A 16018-nucleotide genomic window follows, 5' to 3' on the forward strand; every position below is an offset into this window, starting at 1 on the left:
TAACCTGTTCTAGTTATGACCGACCGATGACGTAGAGGGAAGGCCTGATCTTGTGACGGACGTAGCCGCCGACGAGCCGTTGGGCAGTCACGTTCTGGAGTTGGAGATCGCTTCGATCGTCGACGAGACCTCCGACGCCCGTTCCCTGGTCTTCAAATCTCCGGCCGACGCGCCCGTGGACCCGGACAAGCTCCGCTACTCCCCGGGGCAGTTCCTGACCTTGCGCATCCCCAGTGATCGCACCGGCTCGGTCGCCCGGTGCTACTCGCTGTGCAGTTCGCCGTTCACCGACGACCGGCTCACCGTCACCGTCAAGCGCACCGCCGACGGCTACGCGTCGAACTGGCTGTGCGACAACGCCCATGCCGGGATGCGGATGCACGTGCTCGCCCCCTCGGGCACGTTCGTCCCGAAGAACCTCGACACCGACTTCCTGCTGCTTGCCGCCGGCAGTGGCATCACCCCGATGATGGCGATCCTGAAGTCGGCGCTGAGCGAGGGCACCGGCAAGGTGACGCTGATCTATGCCAACCGCGACGAGAACTCGGTGATCTTCGCCGCCGCTCTGCGCGAGTTGATCGCCACCCACCCGGACCGGCTGACCGCGGTGCACTGGCTGGAGTCCGTGCAGGGCCTGCCGACGGCGGCGGCATTGCGGGACCTGGTCACCCCGTACGTCGCGCGCGAGGCGTACATCTGCGGTCCCGGGCCGTTCATGGCCGCCGCCGAGGAGGCTCTCAAGACCACCGGGATGGCCGCCGAGCGCATCCACATCGAGGTGTTCAAGTCGCTGGAGTCCGACCCGTTCTCGACCGTGAAGATCGAGGAAGACGACAGCGACGAAGGTCCCGCCACCGCCGTCGTCACGCTCGACGGGCAGACCCACGAGGTGACCTGGCCCCGCAAGGCCAAGCTGCTCGACGTGTTGCTCGACAAGGGCCTCGACGCCCCGTTCTCGTGCCGCGAGGGCCACTGCGGCGCATGCGCGGTGGTGAAGAAATCCGGCGACGTCGAGATGGAGATCAACGACGTGCTCGAACAGCAGGACCTCGACGAAGGCCTGATCCTGGCCTGTCAGGCGCACCCGCGCACCGATTCGGTCGAAGTCACCTACGACGAGTAGCGAAGGACTAGCTTCGTGACGATGAACCGGCTTGCAGCGGCAGGCGCCACCGCGCTTCTCCTCTCGGCGCTGTGCCAGCCCGCGACCGCGGCGGCAGCGTCGAACTCCGCGGTCACATCGATCCCGGTCGACGGGGCCACCTCGATCGAGATGCACGTCAACGCCAACTGCGTGCCGGGCGAGAACAGGTGCTATTTCGACACCGCGGCCAACCTGCTGACCCCCGCCGGACCCATCGGGTTCCCGCAGGACACGTGGGCGCGGCAGACCATCACGTTGCGCAGCAACGAGCGCAGCGTCTGGCAGGAGGCCTGGTACAGCGCACCGGCCGGGGTGCCGCGAGAACTGAAGGGCGCCAACCACAACAACGTGCTGTCGAAGATGTACAAGGCGCTCAACAACGTCGAGATCTCGGTGACGTACTTCGGTGGCGGGCCCCTCGAGCGGTTCCGTGTCGACGGCGACTCGGTGCCCACCGTCTGGGAGACCGGATTGCCGGCCACCGGCGCCGACTTCCTGGCCTGCTCGCAGATCCAGGTCGTCTACGGCGGGGTGAACCTGACCACCCCCACCGCCTGCGCGCAGACGCGCTTCTAACGCGGCAGGCCGAGCAGCCGTTCCCCGGCCATCGTCAACAGGATCTGCTCGGTCCCGCCGGCGATGGTCAGGCATCGCGTGTTGAGGAAGTCGTGCACCTGCTGGTTGCTCACCACCCCGGCACCCTCGGACAGCTCCATCCGGAACTCGGACAGGCCCTGCCGGTACCGCACACCGATCAGCTTGCGGGCGCTGGCTTGGGCTCCCGGATCCTGACCCTCGAGCGCTAGCTGCGCGATGCGCTGATCCAGCAGCGAACCCACCTGCGCCAGCCCGATCAATGCGCCGAGCTGATCCTGTTGTGCCGCATCGATTCCCGTGTCAGCGACCACCCGCAGCAGCTCCTCCATCGGGTTACCCAGGGCGGTGCCGTTGGCCATCGCGACGCGCTCGTTGGCCAGCGTGGTGCGCGCCAGCCGCCAGCCGTCGTTGACCTGCCCGACCACCATCTCGTCGGGCACGAAGACCTCGTCGAAGAACACCTCGTTGAACAGTTCGTCACCGGTGATCTCGCGCAGCGGCCGGATCACGATGCCCGGTGAGCGCATGTCGATCAGGAAGTACGTGATGCCTTTGTGTTTCGGGGCGTCCGGGTCCGTCCGGGCCAGGCACACACCCCAGTGCGCCTGCTGCGCAGCCGACGTCCACACCTTCTGCCCGGTGAGCTTCCAGCCCCCCTCGGCGCGAACGGCTTTCGTCCGCAACGCGGCCAGGTCCGAGCCCGCACCCGGCTCGCTGAACAGCTGGCACCACTTGAGCTCACCGCGCAGCGTGGCCGGCACGAACTGTTCGATCTGCTCGGGGCTGCCGTGCTCGAGGATCGTCGGCACCGCCCACCAGCCGATCACCAGGTCGGGGCGGGCGATGTCGGCGGCGGCGAGTTCCTGGTCGATCAGCAGCTGCTCGGCCGGGCCGGCCCCCCGTCCGTACGGACGCGGCCAGTGCGGGGCCAGCAGTCCGGTCTCGGCGAGCGCCACCTGGCGCTGGCCGGCCGGCGCGGCCGCCACCTGGGCCACCGCGGCAGCGATCTCGGGACGCAGGTCGGCCACCGCGTCCAGGTCGATGTGCAGTTCGCGGCGCGCCCCCTGCTGCGTCAACTCCACCACGCGGCGTAACCACCGGGACCGACCGCCCAGGAACTGGGCGATGCCGTAGGCCCGCCGCAGGTACAGATGCGCGTCGTGTTCCCAGGTGATGCCGATACCGCCGAGTACCTGGATGCAGTCCTTGGCATTGGCCTTGGCGGCCTCGATCCCCACCGACGCGGCCAGCGCGGCGGCGATCGACAGCTGGTCGGCGTCCTGTCCGCCCGCGGCTTCTGCCGCGTCGGCGGCGGCCACCGAAGCCTGTTCGGAGCGCAAGAGCATCTCGGCACACATGTGCTTGATGGCTTGGAAGCTGCCGATCGGCTTGCCGAACTGCTCACGCACCTTGGCGTACTCGGTGGCGGTCTGCAGCAGCCAGCGCGCCAGCCCCGCGGCCTCGGCCGCCATCAGGGTCACCGCCAGGTCGACGATCCGCGCGCCGGGCACCGCGATCTCGATGGCGGCGGCGCCGTCGAGGGTCACCCGCGCCAGCGGTCGGGAGAAGTCGGTCGCGGTCAGCGGTTCGACGGTCACGCCACCGGAGGTGGCGTCCACCAGCACCCACCGCTCGCCGGCGGGCAGCAACAGCACGCAGTCCTCGTCGGCGCCCAGCACGTACGGCGCGGTTCCGGACACGCGTCCGTCGGCGTGGTCCAACGAGGCGGTCAGAGTCATCCCGGCAGCACGCTCTCCGGCGACCAGCGCCTCCAGCAGTTCGGGAGCGGTGTCACCCAGAACCAGGGTGGCCAGCGCGGTGGTGGCCACCGGGCCGGGCACGAGCGCGGCGGCCGCTTCGTCGACCATCGCGCACAGGTCGCCGATCGAGCCGTCGGCGCCCCCGAGCTCCTCGGGCAGCGCCACACCGAACAGCCCTAGTTCTGCCAGGCCCCGGTACGGCGCGCGCCAGGCGTCCCGACGGCCCTGCTCGACCTCACGCGCGGCCTCGATGCCGCCGGAGCCACCCGCCCAGCTCCGCACCAGTTCGCGGGCCGCGGCCTGCTCGTCGGTGGTGCTCGCCGAGGAAGATACCGACACCGTGACTCCTAGCGTTTGGGGGAGAAGACGCTGCTTCTCACTAGAACGTGTTCTAATAGTGCCAGCGCTCGACCGTCAAGTCGACCGCCATCGCAGCAGCGCACGCCAGGGTCGGCGCACCGCGCGGGGTGGGAAATCCGGCCCGGACGTGCGTATCGTTTCCCAGCGAGACCGCATCACGTGAGGAGCGCAGGCCGCATGTCCGGGACTTCCGAGTCAGCCGACTCACGACCCCGCCAGGTCATGAACGTCGCCGTGCTGGCCGAGTCGGAACTGGGCTCCGAGGCGCAGCGCGAACGTCGCAAACGCATCCTCGACGCCACCCTGGCCATCGCGTCCAAGGGCGGTTACGAAGCCGTCCAGATGCGCGCGGTGGCCGAGCGCGCCGACGTCGCCGTCGGCACCCTGTACCGCTACTTCCCGTCCAAGGTGCACCTGCTGGTGTCCGCGCTCGGTCGCGAGTTCGAGCGCATCGACGCCAAGACCGACCGCTCGGCGTTCCCGGTCGGCGCCACCTCGTATCAGCGACTGAACATCATGGTCGGCAAGCTCAACCGCGCCATGCAGCGCAATCCGCTACTGACCGAGGCCATGACGCGGGCGTTCGTGTTCGCCGACGCGTCGGCGGCCGGCGAGGTGGACCACGTGGGCAAGTTGATGGACTCGATGTTCGCGCGCGCCATGAGCGACGGCGAACCCACCGAGGACCAGTACCACATCGCGCGCGTGATCTCCGATGTGTGGCTGAGCAACCTGCTGGCCTGGCTGACGCGTCGAGCGTCGGCCACCGATGTCGCCAAACGGTTGGACCTGGCCGTGCGACTGCTCATCGGAGACGACGACCGCCCTAAGATCTGACGCATGGGCGATCTGCCGGCCGAGGTGACCTCGGCGCTCGACGCGGTCGCACGGGTGCCGCGTCTGCTGGTCACCTCCGACTTCGACGGGACACTGGCGCCGATCGTGAACAATCCCGGTGACGCGCGCCCGCTGCCCGGCGCCGCGGAGGCGCTGATCGGCCTGGCCGAGTTGCCCGGCACCGCAAGCGCTCTGATCTCCGGACGGGCGTTGGCCGACTTACGTGTGCTCTCCGGATTGCCGGCGTCGGTGCATCTGGTCGGCAGCCACGGCGCCGAATTCGACGCCGGGTTCGCGCGCCGCATCGACGAAGCACTGCTCGAGAGCATCACCGCCGCCCTGAGAGCGATCGCGTCCGGCAAGCCCGGGGTGACCGTGGAGACCAAACCGGCCAGCGTCGCATTGCACGTACGCAACGCCGACCCCGCCGTCGGAGAGGCCGCGCTGGCCGAGGCGTGGGCTGCCGCGAACAGTTGGGACGCACACGCCACCACGGGCAAGGCCGTCCTCGAGTTCGCCGTGATCGACACCGACAAGGGCGAGGCCGTCGACATCCTGCGCCGCGAGCACGACGCCTCGGCGGTGGTGTTCTTCGGAGACGACGTCACCGACGAGAAGGCGTTCCGCCGCCTCGGCGGCGAAGACGTCGGCGTCAAGGTCGGTCCCGGCGACACCTCGGCGGCATACCGCGTGGACTCCCCCGATGACGTCTGCGCCGCGCTGCATCATCTGCTGCGACGCCGCCGCGGCTAGGCCGGTGGGCCCGACGTCCGCCCGCGCACCATCTCGGTGGGCAGTACGTCGAGCACCGGTATCCCTGACCGTTCGTGCAGCAATTCGCCTGCGCGCCTGCCTTTTTCCACGCTGGGTTGCACGACGGTGGTCAGGCCCCGCCGCAACGCCTCGGGCACCCCGTCGAACCCGGTGACCGTCATCTGCCCCGGCACATAGATCCCCCGCGCCCGCAGATGGTCCATCGCCGAGAGCGCCAGCACGTCGGCGGTGCACATCAGCGCCGTCAGACGCGGGTTGGCCTGCAGTGCCACCTCGGCCGCCGCGCCGCCCGAGGTCGGTCCGTGCTCGTAGCTCTCCACGATCGTCAACGCCTGCGGATCAAGTCCCGCCGCGGCCATCGCGTCACGCACACCGCCGATGCGCTCACCCTGCACGTGGAACTGGGGGTTGCGCACGCGGGCCGGGTCCGCGAGGACCGGCCCGGGCCCTGCCGGCGGCAGGGCGCGGTCCAACCGCATGGTCAGCAGGCCGATGTCGCGGTGGCCGAGACCGACGACGTGGTCGGCCAGAGCACGCATCGCAGCCCGGTCGTCGATGTCGACGCGAGACACACCGGGCACATCCTTGGGTTGGTCGACCACCACGACCGGCAGGTGGCGCTGCAGCACCGCGGGCAGGTACGGATCGTCGTCGGCGGCCGAGTACACCACGAAGCCGTCGACCCCGGCACCCAGCACCGCCGCCGATCCCTCGGCGACGGTGCGGTTGGGGCCGACCGCGACCAGCAGGAGGCCCTGCCCCACCGCTTCACACGATTCAGCCAGTCCGGCAACGAAATCCAGGGCCTCCGGGTCGCTGAACGAATAGTTGAGCGGTTCGGTGATCACCAACCCGACCGCTCCGGCCCGGCGGGTGCGCAGGGACCGCGCCACCGGGTCGGGCCCCGGATAGCCCAGTCGCTTGGCCGCCGAGAGCACCCGCTCGCGCATCTCGGCCGACAACTGGTCGGGACGGTTGTAGGCGTTGGAGACGGTGGTCCGCGACACGTTGAGCTCGGCAGCCAGAGAGGCCAGGGTGGCGCGACGGCGCGGCGCGGGACTCCTGGACATGCTCCTCGACGTTAGCCCACCGCAGCAGCTATCGGGGGTGCGCTACAGTTATTGGAAACGGTTTTCATTTGCATGAGGAGATACGCATGCGTGCGCTGGCCGCCGCAGCCGTGAGCGCTGCCCTGACGTTCTCGATGGTCGGCTGCTCGACCGCCGAGGACACCGCCGCCCCGCCCCGGGACGTGTCCGTGGTCGCGTCGACCGACGTCTGGGGCAGCGTCGCCGCGGCCGTCGCGGGCGACCACGCCACGGTGACCCCGATCATCACCGGCACCGTCGCCGACCCGCACTCGTTCGAGGCCAGTCCGGCCGAGGCCGCCACGATCTCGGACGCCTCGCTGGTGGTCTACAACGGCGGCCACTACGACCATTGGATCGACCAGGTCCTCCAGAACGCCCCCGAGGTTACGCGCGTCGACGCGTACTCGCTGTCGCCGACCGCCGAATCCGGAGAGTCGGCCAACGAGCACGTGTTCTACGACCTGCCCACCGTGAAGGCCGTCGCCACCCGGATCGCCGAACTGCTCACCGAGGCCGACTCGGTCAACGCCGCCGACTACGCGGCCAACGCCGAGCGGTTCGGTTCCGAGGTCGACACCCTGGCGATGGCCCAGCGGGCCGTCGGCGCGGCCCACCCCGGCGCCTCGGTGGTGTCCACCGAACCGGTGGCCTTCTACGCGTTGCGCAACGCGGGCATCGCCGACCTGACCCCGCCGTCGTTCACCAACGCCGTCGAGCACGGCGGCGATCCCGCGCCCGCCGACGTCGCTGCCATGCTCGACCTGATCGACAACCGGGAGGTGTCCGCGGTGGTGGTCAACGCGCAGACCGAATCATCGGTCAGCCGTCAGATCTCCGACGCCGCCGCCGCGGCGTCACTGCCGGTCATCACCGTCACCGAGACCCTGCCCGAGGGAACCGACTTCCTGCAGTGGCAGGGCGACACCATCGACTCGATCGCCGCCGCCCTGGACGCCGCGCGCGGGCCCGGCGAATAATCTCCGCGAGTGAGCATCCCGTCCCGCGACGTCGTCGGTCTCGCCGACGCCAGACTGGCCTTCGGCGAGCGTGTGCTGTGGGACGGCCTCGACCTCACCGTCGGCGCAGGCGAATTCATCGCCATCCTCGGCCCCAACGGCACCGGCAAGACCTCACTGCTCAAGGTGCTGCTCGGTGCGCTGCCGCTGACCGCGGGCACCGTCACCGTCGAGGGGGAGCCGGTTCGCGCCGGCAGCGAACGCATCGGCTATGTGCCCCAGCACCGGTCGATGGACCGCGGAGTCTCGCTGCGCGGTTCGGATCTGGTCGCCCTGGGCTACGACGGTCACCGGTGGGGCCTGACCGGCTGGGGTCCCCGGGCGCGCGCGGCCAAGCGTGAAGCCGTGCGCCACGCCCTGGCTCAGGTCAACGGAACCTCCCTCGCGCACGTCCCGGTCGGGGTGATGTCCGGCGGCGAACTGCAGCGGGTGCGGGTGGCCCAGGCGCTGGCCACCGACCCCGCCCTGCTGTTGTGCGACGAACCGCTGCTCAACCTCGACCCGGCCAATGCCCGACTGGTGTGCAGTCTGATCGACCGGCGCCGCCGGGAGGCCGGCACCGCGGTGCTGTTCGTGACCCACGAGGTGGACCCGGTGCTGCCGTATGTCGACCGCGTGATCTACCTCGTCGAGGGCAGGTCCCGGATCGGCACCGTCGAGGAGGTGATGACCTCGGCCACCCTGTCGGAGCTCTACCGCGCCGACATCGAGGTCCTCAAGGTCGGCCACCGCTACATCGTCGTCGGCGACGAGAGCCAGTACCACCACGACCATCACGACCCGCACGCCGGACACGACCATGACTGACAGCCTCGAGAAGTTGTTCGCCAACCTGTTCGCGTTCGACACGACCGTCGACCTGCTCGGACGCGACTTCGTCCAGCAGGCGCTGATCGCGGCGGCGTTGCTGGCGCTGGTGTCGGGTGTGATCGGTCCGCTGATCGTGATGCGGCAGATGTCGTTCGCGGTGCACGGATCGGCCGAATTGTCGCTCACCGGAGCCGCATTCGCTTTGTTGGCCGGATTCAGCGTCGGCATCGGAGCCCTGATCGGCTCTGCACTGGCCGCCGTGCTGTTCGGGATCCTGGGTCAGCGCAGCCGCGAGCGCGACTCGGCGATCGGGGTGGTGCTGGCCTTCGGGCTGGGCCTGGCGGTGCTTTTCATCCATCTCTACCCAGGGCGGACAGGCACCAGCTTCTCGCTGCTGACCGGACAGATCGTCGGCGTCGGCTACTCCGGGCTGACCCTGCTGGCGGTGGTGACGGTGCTGGTGATGGTCGTGCTGGCGGTGGCGTTCCGGCCGCTGCTGTTCGCGACCGTCGATCCGGAGGTGGCGGCCGGACGAGGGGTGCCCGTGCGAGCGCTGGGCATCGTGTTCGCCGCCCTGGTGGGGGTGACGGCCGCGCAGGGTGTGCAGATCGTCGGGGCGCTGCTGGTGATGTCCCTGCTGATCACCCCGGCAGCCGCCGCGGCGCGGGTGTTCAGCTCGCCGCTCAAGGCGATCGCGGCGTCGGTGGTGTTCGCCGAGGTCGCCGCCGTCGGCGGCATCGTGTTGTCGCTCGCACCGGGAGTGCCGGTCTCGGTGTTCGTCACGTTGATCTCGTTCGCGATCTTCCTGGTCTGCTGGGCGATCGGGGCACGCCGCACCGCGCACTAGGCTGGCGGAGGTGGACAAGCCGACCGTGGACCTCAACGCCGACCTCGGCGAGGGTTTCGGCGTGTGGCGCATCGGTGACGACGACGCCATGCTCGACATCGTCACCAGCGCCAATGTGGCGTGCGGTTTCCACGCCGGCGATGCCGCGACGCTGGCGCGCACCTGCCGCGCGGCCGCCGCGCGAGGGGTGCGCATCGGCGCGCAGGTCGGTTATCGCGACCTGGCCGGGTTCGGCCGGCGGTTCATCGACGTCGAACCCGACGAACTCACCGCCGACGTGATCTACCAGATCGGCGCCCTGCAGGCGCTGGCACGTGCCGCCGGTTCCACCGTGAAGTACGTCAAACCGCATGGGGCGCTGTACAACGCGATCGTCGACCACGAGGAACAGGCCGAGGCGGTCGCGGCGGCGGTGCATGCCACCGACCCCGACCTGGCCGTGCTGGGGCTGGCCGGTTCGGCCTTCCTGGCCGCCGCGCAGCGACTGGGGCTGCGCACCATCGCCGAGGCATTCGCCGATCGCGCCTACACGCCCGACGGCCGGCTGGTGTCGCGGCGCGAGCCGGGCGCCGTCCTCGAAGACCCCGACGAGATCAGCCGACGGGTGGCCTCGATGGTCCGCGACGGCACGGTCACTGCGATCGACGGTTCCCCGGTCGCCATCCAGGTCGAATCCGTGTGCGTGCACGGTGACTCGCCCGATGCGGTACGCATCGCGGCTGCCGTGCGCCGGCGGTTGCTCGCCGACGGGATCGTCGTCGCACCGTTCGGTTGACCGTCGGGCATGATGTGCGTCGATGTCCTCCTCATTGCGTGACGTACTGGCCACCCTGCGCCTGGATCGCTCCGGCGACACCACGTTCGTCGGCGAGCAGTTACCGGCCCCGGCCAACCACATTCTCGGCGGCCACATCTCGGCCCAGGCGCTGCTGGCTGCGGGACTGACCGCCCCCGGCCGCCGAGCGCACAGCGTGCACACCTACTTCCTGCGCCCCGGCGACGCGAGCCGGCCGGTCGAGTTCGAGGTGGTGCCGCTGCAGCAGGGCCGGACGTTCTCGGCGCGACGCGTCACCGCGCGCCAGGACGGCGAGGTGCTGCTCGAAGCGATGGCGTCGTTCAAGAACGCCACCGCTGACGACACCGAGTACCAGCCGCCGATGCCCGACGCCCCCGCGCCGGAATCGTTGCCGGCCGCGCCGACCCATGCGGCAGAGGACCCCGAGAAGGTCCAGGGCCGAGGCCAGTGGGCGAGCCTGCGCTGGTATCAGCGGCGCGTCGTCGACGCAGCGACCGGGCCGCCGGCACCCGCATGCTTCTGGTGGCGTCCCGACGGCGACGTGCCCGACGATCCGGGCGTGCACACCGCCCTGGTGGCCTACCTGTCCGCGGTCACGCTGACCGAGCCGACGTTCGCCGCGCGTGGCGGCCGGTTGAGGGCGAACGCGCAACGCGACCATTCGGTGTGGTTCCACCGGCCGGCTCAGTTGTCGGACTGGATGCTCTACGACCAGAGTTCGCCGAGCGCGGTCGACGGTATCGCGCTGGCCAGCGGCCGGATGTACAACCGCACCGGTGACCTGGTGTGCACGGTGCGCCAGGAGATGTACTTCCCACCCGCCTAGGAGAGACCATGCGTCTGACGCTGCGCCGGCCCGACCTGCGCACCTACGCACACCGTTTCGACGTGCCTACCGCGACCTACGACTCCGCGGTGACGGTGACGTGGGCCGGTGTCACGACGCTGTTGATCGATGCCGGCGACTCCGCAGTGCTGACCGACGGATTCTTCTCCCGCCCAAGTCTTCTCACAGTGGCCACCCGTGCGTTGACGTCATCGCCGGCACGGATCGGCGCCGGGTTGACGCGGCTGGGGGTGCACCGCCTGGACGCGGTGACGCCGGTGCACACGCATTACGACCACGCCCTGGACTCCGCCGCAGTGGCCCGGCGCACCGGGGCGCGGCTGATCGGCGGTGTTTCGGCCGCGCAGATCGCCGGTGGGTACGGGCTGACCGACGTCGAGGTGGTGACCCCCGGGCAGCCCGTCACAGCAGGCGAGTTCGAGCTCACACTCGTCGAAGGTGCGCACTGCCCGCCCGACCGCTATCCGGGTCCGATCACCGCGCCCGTGCGGCAGCCCGCGCGGGTGTCGGCCTACCGGTGCGGTGAAGCGTGGTCGACGCTGGTGCACCACCGCCCCAGCGGGCATCGCCTGTTGATCGTGGGAAGCGCGGGGTTCGTCTCCGGTGCGTTGGCCGGGCACCGTGCCGAGGTCGTGTATCTCGGCGTCGGCCAGCTCGGCATCCAACCGCACGACTATCTGACGACGTACTGGCAAGAGACGGTGCGCACGGTCGGCGCACGCCGCGTGGTGTTGACCCACTGGGACGACTTCTTCCGCCCGCTGGACAAACCCCTGCGCGCACTGCCCCGCGCGGTCGACGACCTCGACGCCTCCATGCGGGTGCTGACCGGTCTCGCCGAGACCGACGGTGTCGCGCTGCACCTGCCGACACTGTGGCAGTGCAGCGACCCATGGCGCTGACCCTCTCGCTCGCAGCTCTTTTCGCCGTGCTGGCGTTCGCGCTCGCGCGGCCCCACGGCTGGCCCGAAGCGGTGGTCGCGGTCCCGGCCGCGGCGGCCGTGGTGGCCGGGGGCGCGCTGTCGTGGGACGACGCAGTCGCCGAGGTTCACAGCCTGGCCCCGGTCGTCGGATTCCTGGGCGCGATCCTGGTATTGGCCAGACTGTGCGCCGACGAAGGATTGTTCCGGGCCGCAGGCGATTTCATGGCCCGCACCGCCGGCGGCAGCCAACGGCGGCTCCTGGTGTCGGTGTTCGGCGTCGCCGCCCTGGTGACCGCGGTGCTGAGCCTGGACGCCACCGTGGTGCTGTTGACTCCGGTCGTGCTGGCCACCGCACGCAGGCTCGGCGTGCCCGCGCGGCCGCACGCGTACGCGACCGCGCACCTGGCGAACAGCGCCTCGCTGCTGCTGCCGGTGTCCAACCTGACCAACCTGCTGGCGTTCACCGCCGCGGGCGTGACGTTCCTCCAGTTCGCGGCCGCGATGACGCTGCCCTGGTTGATCGCCGTCGCGGCCGAGTTCTGGTTGCTCCGCCGGTATTTCGCGCAGGACCTGGCTGTCGTGCCCCGACGCGCGGCCGGCGACGAGACGGTTCCGGTGCCCCGCTTCGCCGTCACGGTGGTCGCGTCGACATTGGTCGGATTCGCGGTGACCTCGCTGGCGGGATGGTCGCCGGGGTGGGCGGCGTTGGCCGGCGCGGTGGTCCTCGGCCTGCGGAGTCTGACCGCCGGGCGCAGCACGCTGCGCGGAATCGTGGGTGCACTCGATCTGCCGTTCCTGACGTTCGTGCTGTGCCTGGGCGTGGTGGTCGAGGCGGTCATGCGCAATGGCATGGAAGGTGCCATGGCGCAGGTGATCCCGTCGGGAGACAGCCTGCCCGCGCTGTTGGCGATCGCCGCCGTCGCGGCGCTGCTGTCCAACGCGGTGAACAACCTGCCCGCCGTGCTGGTGATGTTGCCGCTCGTGACGGCGTCCGGTCCGGTCGCGGTGCTGGCGGTGCTGATCGGCGTCAACATCGGACCGAACCTGACCTATGTCGGTTCGCTGGCCAACTTGTTGTGGCGCAGGGTCATCCGGGCCGAGAGCGCAGATCAGACCGGGATCGGGTTCACCGATTTCAGCAGGGTGGGGCTCTACACCACCCCGGTGGTACTGGTCGCCGCGGTCGGCGCGCTCTGGCTCAGCGCCCGCGTGCTCGGACTCTAGATCCCGCAGTCCGCACACTTGGCGCCACCGCTGACGCGGTAGTACAGACAGCAGCTGTGTCGCCGGAAGACCAGATCGCCCCGGACGGTTCCGGTGCCGTGCAACCGACCCGTCTGCAACAGCTTTCGGGCCAACCGGATCGCCGGCGCCCGCAGGTCCGGGCGGGCACGGCACCAGGCGTGGGTGGCGGCGACCATCGCCGAGGCCGCGTTGCCGTCGAGCAGCCCGGGGGCGACCTCGACCCGCAGACGCGCCGCCAGCGGATCCAGATGGCGCTCGAAGATGTTGCGGTACAACAGCGCGGCCAGCTCCTCCTCGCCGTGCGCACGCACCCCGGTGGGCCGGAAGATCAGCAACTCCGCGGAATCGTCGGCGCGGTACAGGCCGGTGAAGTCGGGCACCACACCGAAGGCCGACGCGCACGCGATCGCCGGGGACCACAGCCGCGAGGCCACGCTCATCTGCACCAGCGACGCGGCGGTGCGCAGATCCGGTGCGCCGGTGCGCCGGGCGGTCGACTCGACCAGGTCGTCGAAACCGTCTGCGGTGGGCCGGAATCCGGGGGCGGGCGGCCCGGTGCGGATCGCGAAGAACCCGCCGTGGCGCGCGACGTCGCCCAGTTCGGCGTCGATGCGCACCGCGTCAGGAACGGCGCTGCCGGGCGATCTCGGCCAACACCACGCCCGCGGCCACCGAGGCGTTGAGCGATTCGGTCGGGCCTGCCATCGGGATGGACACCACCGCGTCGCAGTTCTCGCGCACCAGACGCGAGAGACCCTTGCCCTCGGAGCCGACCACCACCACCGTCGGTCCGGTGCCGTCGAGTTCGTCCAGTGTGGTGTCACCCTCGGCGTCGAGGCCGACGATCTGCAGGCCGGCGTCGGCCCACGACTTGAGCGTGCGGTTGAGGTTCGTCGCCCGCGCCACCGGAACACGTGCTGCGGCACCGGCGCTGGTGCGCCACGCGACCGCGGTGACCGACGCCGAACGGCGCTGCGGGATCAGCACACCGTGGCCGCCGAACGCGGCAACGGACCGCACGATGGCACCCAGGTTGCGCGGATCGGAGATGTTGTCCAGCGCCACCAGCAGCGCCGGTTCCGCGTCGCGGCGGACGTCGGCGAGTACGTCGTCGGGATGGGCGTACTCGTAGGGCGGTACCTGCAGCGCGATGCCCTGGTGCATGCCGTTGGCGGCGATGCGGTCCAGATCGTGGCGCGGCACCTCGAGGATCGAGATGCCCTTGTCGGCGGCCATCTGCACCGATTCGGTCAGCCGCTCGTCGGCCTCGGTGCCCAACGCCACGTACAGCGCCGTGGCCGGTACGCCTGCCCGCAGGCATTCGATGACCGGATTGCGACCGAGCACGATCTCCGTTTCGTCGGTCTTCTTCGGGCGCCCCTGCTGCTTGCGCGCCGCCTTGGCCGCGCGCTTGGCCGCCGGGTGGTGCGGACGCATGTGGGCCGGGGGCGTGGCGCCGCGCCCTTCCAGGCCCCGTCGCCGGACGCCGCCCGAACCGACCGTGGGCCCCTTCTTCGTGCCTTCCTTGCGGACCGCGCCGCGGCGCTTCGAATTGCCTGCCACTATCCGTCCGATCCGTCGATCAGCGCCCACTGCGGACCGTCGGCCGTGTCGGTCACCTCGATACCTGCTTCTTTGAGACGGTCGCGGATCGCGTCGGCCTCGGCCCAGTCGCGCCGCGCGCGGGCCTGCTGGCGCCGCTCGACCTCCGCAGCCACCAACACGTCGAGTGCGGCCAGCGCCGCCGAGGTCTCGTCACGAGACTCCCACCGCTCGTCGAGCGGATCGGCACCCAGGATGCCGAGCATCGCCCGGATCGACGACGCGTGATGCAGCGCCGCGTCGTGGTCGCCGGCATCGAGCGCACGGTTACCCTCCGCGCGTGCGGCGTGCACCTCGGCCAGGGCGATGGGCACCGAAAGGTCGTCGTCGAGCGCGGCGGCGAACTTCGGTGTCCACTGACCGGGCGTCACCGCTCCCACCCGGGTGCGCACCCGGTGCAGGAAGTCCTCGAGACCGCTGTAGGCCTTCGCCGCGTCCTGCAGGGCGGTCTCGGAGAACTCCAGCATCGACCGGTAGTGCGCACTGCCCAGGTAATACCGGAGTTCGGCGGCCCGGACCCGTTGCAGCACAGCGGGTATCGCGAGCACATTGCCCAGCGACTTGCTCATCTTCTCGCCGCCCATGGTGACCCAGCCGTTGTGCAGCCAGAACCGCGCGAACCCGTCACCGGCCGCCTCGGCCTGGGCGATCTCGTTCTCGTGATGGGGGAAGACCAGGTCCATGCCGCCGGCGTGGATGTCGAACTGTGCACCCAGGTAGGCCTCGCACATGGCGACGCACTCGGTGTGCCAGCCCGGACGGCCACGGCCCCACGGCGTCGGCCAGGACGGCTCACCGGGCTTGGCGGCCTTCCACAGGGTGAAGTCCCGTTCGTCGCGCTTGCCCTTGGCCACGCCCTCGCCCTGGTGAACGTCGTCGAGTTTGTGACCGGACAACTTGCCGTAGTCGGGCAGGCTGCGGACGTCGAAGTACACGTCGCCGGCGCCGGCGCCCTCACCTGGGTACGCATGGCCGCGTTCGACCAACCGCTCGATCAACTCGACCATCTGGGTGATGTGGCCGGTGGCGCGCGGCTCAGCCGACGGCGGCAGCACGCCCAGCGCGTCGTAGGCCGCGGTAAAGGCGCGTTCGTAGGTGGCCGCCCACTCCCACCACGGACGGCCGGCGTCGGCGGCCTTGATCAGGATCTTGTCGTCGATGTCGGTGACGTTGCGGATGAACGCGACGTCGAGGCCCTTGGCGGTGAGCCAACGGCGCAGCACGTCGAACGCGACACCGCTGCGCACGTGGCCGATGTGGGGCAGCCCCTGCACCGTCGCGCCGCACAGATAGATCGAGGCATGTCCGGGACGTAGCGGGACGAAGTCGCGCACGGCACCCGCCATGGTGTCGTAGAGCCGCATTGAAGT

General features: G+C 70.3%; 16 protein-coding genes. 11 read left to right on the plus strand and 5 right to left on the minus strand.

The features are described from left to right. Positions 1 to 52: 52 nt before the first annotated feature. Together ACAG25_RS12130 and ACAG25_RS12135 are read left to right on the plus strand one after the other, a co-directional pair. Positions 53 to 1123: a 2Fe-2S iron-sulfur cluster-binding protein gene (locus ACAG25_RS12130; RefSeq protein ID WP_370488689.1), complete on the plus strand. Its 1071-nt coding sequence runs from the start codon at positions 53 to 55 to the stop codon at positions 1121 to 1123. Positions 1124 to 1144: 21 nt separating this feature from the next. Further along, on the plus strand, positions 1145 to 1720 hold the full coding sequence (locus ACAG25_RS12135) for a hypothetical protein (protein WP_370488690.1): 576 nt from the start codon (positions 1145 to 1147) through the stop codon (positions 1718 to 1720). Here ACAG25_RS12135 and ACAG25_RS12140 read toward each other — a convergent pair. Further along, positions 1717 to 3840 (minus strand): acyl-CoA dehydrogenase, encoded by a 2124-nt coding sequence (locus tag ACAG25_RS12140; RefSeq protein ID WP_370488691.1) that lies wholly within the window; start codon positions 3838 to 3840, stop codon positions 1717 to 1719. The two genes, ACAG25_RS12135 and ACAG25_RS12140, sit on opposite strands and share 4 nt — an antisense overlap. Before the next feature lie 243 nt (positions 3841 to 4083). On the opposite strand from ACAG25_RS12140, the gene kstR reads away from it, so the two are divergent. Both kstR and otsB read left to right on the plus strand, forming a co-directional pair. Further along, a complete protein-coding gene (kstR, locus tag ACAG25_RS12145) occupies positions 4084 to 4698 on the plus strand; it encodes a cholesterol catabolism transcriptional regulator KstR (RefSeq protein ID WP_370488754.1) in 615 nt (204 codons plus the stop codon). Positions 4699 to 4701: 3 nt separating this feature from the next. Continuing rightward, positions 4702 to 5451 (plus strand): trehalose-phosphatase, encoded by a 750-nt coding sequence (gene otsB / locus ACAG25_RS12150; RefSeq protein WP_370488692.1) that lies wholly within the window; start codon positions 4702 to 4704, stop codon positions 5449 to 5451. On the opposite strand, the gene ACAG25_RS12155 is transcribed toward otsB, so the two are convergent. Continuing rightward, on the minus strand, positions 5448 to 6542 hold the full coding sequence (locus ACAG25_RS12155) for a LacI family DNA-binding transcriptional regulator (RefSeq protein ID WP_370488693.1): 1095 nt from the start codon (positions 6540 to 6542) through the stop codon (positions 5448 to 5450). The genes otsB and ACAG25_RS12155 overlap by 4 nt on opposite strands. 86 nt (positions 6543 to 6628) lie before the next feature. Between ACAG25_RS12155 and ACAG25_RS12160 the strand changes: the two genes are divergently transcribed. Genes ACAG25_RS12160 through ACAG25_RS12190 form a run of 7 tightly spaced genes read left to right on the plus strand, consistent with a single transcriptional unit; the run spans position 6629 to position 13025 of the window. Continuing rightward, positions 6629 to 7540 (plus strand): metal ABC transporter solute-binding protein, Zn/Mn family, encoded by a 912-nt coding sequence (locus tag ACAG25_RS12160; protein WP_370488694.1) that lies wholly within the window; start codon positions 6629 to 6631, stop codon positions 7538 to 7540. 9 nt (positions 7541 to 7549) lie between these two features. Continuing rightward, positions 7550 to 8386 (plus strand): metal ABC transporter ATP-binding protein, encoded by an 837-nt coding sequence (locus tag ACAG25_RS12165; RefSeq protein ID WP_370488695.1) that lies wholly within the window; start codon positions 7550 to 7552, stop codon positions 8384 to 8386. Then, positions 8379 to 9236, plus strand: a complete 858-nt coding sequence (locus tag ACAG25_RS12170) for a metal ABC transporter permease (protein WP_370488696.1) — start codon at positions 8379 to 8381, stop codon at positions 9234 to 9236. The genes ACAG25_RS12165 and ACAG25_RS12170 overlap by 8 nt, the downstream gene beginning before the upstream one ends. Before the next feature lie 10 nt (positions 9237 to 9246). After that, the gene (locus ACAG25_RS12175) at positions 9247 to 10011 is read left to right on the plus strand and encodes a LamB/YcsF family protein (protein WP_370488697.1); all 765 of its coding nucleotides are present in this window, start codon (positions 9247 to 9249) and stop codon (positions 10009 to 10011) included. A gap of 22 nt (positions 10012 to 10033) precedes the next feature. Beyond that, entirely contained in the window at positions 10034 to 10858 is an 825-nt protein-coding gene (locus ACAG25_RS12180) for an acyl-CoA thioesterase (protein WP_370488698.1), read from the plus strand. Positions 10859 to 10866: 8 nt separating this feature from the next. After that, the gene (locus tag ACAG25_RS12185; RefSeq protein WP_370488699.1) at positions 10867 to 11781 is read left to right on the plus strand and encodes an MBL fold metallo-hydrolase; all 915 of its coding nucleotides are present in this window, start codon (positions 10867 to 10869) and stop codon (positions 11779 to 11781) included. Continuing rightward, positions 11772 to 13025 (plus strand): SLC13 family permease, encoded by a 1254-nt coding sequence (locus ACAG25_RS12190; RefSeq protein ID WP_370488755.1) that lies wholly within the window; start codon positions 11772 to 11774, stop codon positions 13023 to 13025. The genes ACAG25_RS12185 and ACAG25_RS12190 overlap by 10 nt, the downstream gene beginning before the upstream one ends. Here ACAG25_RS12190 and ACAG25_RS12195 read toward each other — a convergent pair. Genes ACAG25_RS12195 through cysS form a run of 3 tightly spaced genes read right to left on the minus strand, consistent with a single transcriptional unit; the run spans position 13022 to position 16012 of the window. Beyond that, positions 13022 to 13663, minus strand: a complete 642-nt coding sequence (locus ACAG25_RS12195) for a (2Fe-2S)-binding protein (RefSeq protein ID WP_370488700.1) — start codon at positions 13661 to 13663, stop codon at positions 13022 to 13024. The genes ACAG25_RS12190 and ACAG25_RS12195 overlap by 4 nt on opposite strands. 4 nt (positions 13664 to 13667) lie before the next feature. Beyond that, positions 13668 to 14609 carry a 23S rRNA (guanosine(2251)-2'-O)-methyltransferase RlmB gene (gene rlmB / locus ACAG25_RS12200; protein ID WP_370488701.1) on the minus strand — a complete coding sequence of 314 codons (942 nt, stop codon included), beginning with the start codon at positions 14607 to 14609 and terminating at the stop codon, positions 13668 to 13670. Then, entirely contained in the window at positions 14609 to 16012 is a 1404-nt protein-coding gene (cysS, locus tag ACAG25_RS12205) for a cysteine--tRNA ligase (protein ID WP_370488756.1), read from the minus strand. The genes rlmB and cysS overlap by 1 nt, the downstream gene beginning before the upstream one ends. Positions 16013 to 16018: the final 6 nt, after the last annotated feature.

Origin of the sequence: Mycobacterium sp. pV006 (assembly GCF_041287115.1) — a bacterium.
Classification (GTDB): Bacteria; Actinomycetota; Actinomycetes; order Mycobacteriales; family Mycobacteriaceae; genus Mycobacterium.